Raw genomic sequence first — 2,937 nt, forward strand, 5'->3', positions numbered from 1 at the left:
CGTCCTGGGCCGAGCCGAGCCGCATGCGCGGCCCGACGACATTCCGACGGAACTGCCCTTCACCGAGATCGCCACGCGCCTCGAGCCGGGCTTCGGCCCCGGATTCCTCGTCCTCGGCCCGACCGTGCCCGCGCTCGTCGACGCCGGTCAGAGCGCCCGGGCCTCGCTCGCAGGCTTCGCCGTCGCGCGCGCCTGGCGGCACGCGCCGCGTCCCGTCGAGGCCGACGACCTCCTGCCCGAGCGCGCGCTGGCCGGAGATCCGCTCGCCAAGCAGACCCTGGTCGACCGCATCTACCGGCCGCTGCAGGCCCACAGCGCGGATCTGGTCGCCACTCTGTGGAGCTATCTCGACAACGGCCGATCACTGGAGGCGACCGCGCGCGAGCTCTTCGTGCATCCGAACACGGTGCGCTACCGCCTCAAGCGCGTGTCCGAGGTCATCGGGTGGGACGCGACCGGTCCGCGCGAGGCGCTGATCCTGCAGACCGCCCTCATCCTCGGGTCGATCGGGACGGACGCCACGCGCCGGCGCCCCCCGCAGGCGCGCCGCTCGGCCCACTGATCTGTACACGCCGCACAAAGGCTTCCGGCATTCTTGTGTCGGTATCGCCAGAAGGCGCGGCCCGATCCTTGGCAGGATGGACAAGTGAGAATCGCGGTCTTCCCCGGGCAGGGCTCCCAGTCCCCCGGATTCCTCTCCCCCTGGCTCGCCCTCGACGGCGCGGCCGACCGGCTGTCCCAGTACTCGGAGTGGGCGGGCGTGGACCTCGTCGCCGCCGGCACGGAGTGGGATGCCGATCGCATCCGCGACACACAGGTCGCCCAGCCGCTCATCGTCGCCGCGAGCCTGCTGTCTTGGAACGCACTGCCCGGCCGTGACGCGATCGCCGGCGTCGCCGGCCACTCCGTCGGCGAGTTCGCCGCCGCGGCGGCCTCCGGCATCCTGACCGAAGAGGACGCGCTGCGCCTCGTCGGCATCCGCGGCCGCGCCATGGCCGAGGCGGCCGCTGCCGAGCAGACCGGCATGAGCGCCGTCATCGGCGGGGACGAGGCATCCGTCGTCTCCCGCCTCGAGGAGCTGGGGCTCACCCCCGCCAACTACAACGGCGGCGGCCAGCTCGTCGCGGCCGGCGCGCTGGACGCGCTGGCGCAGCTGACGGCGGAGCCCCCGGCCGGCACCCGCGTGATCCCGCTGCAGGTGGCGGGCGCGTTCCACACGCGCTACATGGCACCGGCAGTGGAGACGCTGCGCACGGCGGCAGCGGAGGTGGAGGCATCCGATCCCCGCGTCACCGTCTGGACGAACCGCGACGGCTCCCCGGTGGCCCGCGGCAGCGAGTTCGTCGGACTGCTCGTCGACCAGGTGGCCTCGCCGGTGCGCTGGGATCTGTGCATGACGGCCTTCTCTTCCGCGGGAGTGTCGGGCATCGTTGAGCTGTCCCCCGCGGGTACGCTCACGGGGCTCGCCAAGCGGGCGCTGCGCGGCACCCCCGCCGTCGCCGTCAAGACGCCCGACGACCTTCAGGCGGCCGCCGACCTCCTCGGCTCCGCCGACGCATGACCGGAGAATCCCGCATGACCCCCACACTCGTCCAGTCCACCGGCGTCGCCCACACGCGCATCTACGCGTACGGCGCCGCCCGCGGCGAGATCGCCGTCCCCAACGACGACCTCGTCGGCCCGATCGACTCGAGCGATGAGTGGATCCGCCAGCGCACCGGGATCATCACGCGCACGCGCGCCGTCGCCGGAACCGACGCGATCGACCTCGCCACCGACGCCGCTCGCGAGGCGATCGAGCGCTCGGGCGTGGATGCCGCGAAGATCGATGCCGTCATCGTCGCGACGATCAGCAACCCGAAGCAGACGCCGTCGGTGTCGGCGATCGTCGCCGACCGCGTGGGCTCCAACCCCGCCGCCGCCTACGACCTCAACGCCGCGTGCGCCGGGTTCGCCTACGGCGTCGCGCAGGCCGACGCGCTGATCCGTGCGGGGGCCTCGACGTACGCGCTCGTGATCGGAACCGAGAAGCTCAGCGACGTCGTCGATCCCTCCGACCGGAGCATCTCGTTCCTGCTCGGCGACGGCGCCGGCGCGGTGGTGATCGGGCCGAGCGACACGCCCGGGATCGGCCCGACGATCTGGGGCTCCGACGGCTCGAAGGCCGACGCGGTGGGCATGAACCACACCCTCACGGACTTCCGCGACGGACTCGCTCCCTGGCCGACGCTCCGACAGGAGGGCCCGACGGTGTTCCGCTGGGCGGTGTGGGAGATGGTGAAGGTCGCCCGTCAGGCACTCGAGGCGGCCGGAGTCGAGGCATCCGATCTCGCGGCCTTCGTGCCCCACCAGGCCAACATGCGCATCATCGACGAGTTCGCGAAGCAGCTGGGCCTTCCCGAGACCGTGGTGATCGGCCGCGACATCGAGACGACCGGCAACACGTCAGCCGCTTCGATCCCGCTGGCGACGCACCGCCTGCTCGAGGAGCACCCGGAGCTCAGCGGCGGCCTCGCCCTCCAGATCGGCTTCGGAGCCGGACTGGTGTTCGGCGCGCAGGTGGTCGTGCTCCCCTGAGCACCCACGACCCCGACCCTAGACTTGACGCGGACCGTCCGGTCCCTCACCCCCGAGAAACAGGAGAAACCATGGCATTCAGCAGCGACGAGGTCCTTGCCGGGCTGGCCGAGCTCATCACCGACGAGACGGGCATCTCGGCCGACGAGGTCGCCCTCGAGAAGTCGTTCACCGACGACCTCGACATCGACTCGATCTCGATGATGACGATCGTCGTGAACGCCGAGGAGAAGTTCGGCGTCACGATCCCCGACGACGAGGTCAAGAACCTCAAGACCGTCGGCGACGCCGTCACCTACATCACGTCGAACCAGGCGTAGGACCATCCCTGTGGGGCGCCCCCCAACACCCCCGGCTTGC

The 2,937-nt window shown here is 71.5% G+C and carries 4 protein-coding genes; all 4 read left to right on the forward strand.

Features of this window, described 5'->3' with window-relative positions:
- On the forward strand, positions 1–562 hold a 562-nt coding region (locus tag ACE3O1_RS15270; protein ID WP_374316503.1), incomplete at its 5' end, for a PucR family transcriptional regulator.
- A gap of 84 nt (positions 563–646) precedes the next feature.
- The gene (locus ACE3O1_RS15275) at positions 647–1,561 is read left to right on the forward strand and encodes an ACP S-malonyltransferase (RefSeq protein ID WP_374316505.1); all 915 of its coding nucleotides are present in this window, start codon (positions 647–649) and stop codon (positions 1,559–1,561) included.
- Between the two features lie 14 nt (positions 1,562–1,575).
- Positions 1,576–2,577: a beta-ketoacyl-ACP synthase III gene (locus tag ACE3O1_RS15280; protein WP_374316507.1), complete on the forward strand. Its 1,002-nt coding sequence runs from the start codon at positions 1,576–1,578 to the stop codon at positions 2,575–2,577.
- Between the two features lie 71 nt (positions 2,578–2,648).
- Positions 2,649–2,897, forward strand: a complete 249-nt coding sequence (locus ACE3O1_RS15285) for an acyl carrier protein (protein ID WP_191766372.1) — start codon at positions 2,649–2,651, stop codon at positions 2,895–2,897.
- Positions 2,898–2,937: the final 40 nt, after the last annotated feature.

Source organism: Microbacterium sp. (assembly GCF_041909575.1).
Classification (GTDB): Bacteria; Actinomycetota; Actinomycetes; order Actinomycetales; family Microbacteriaceae; genus Microbacterium.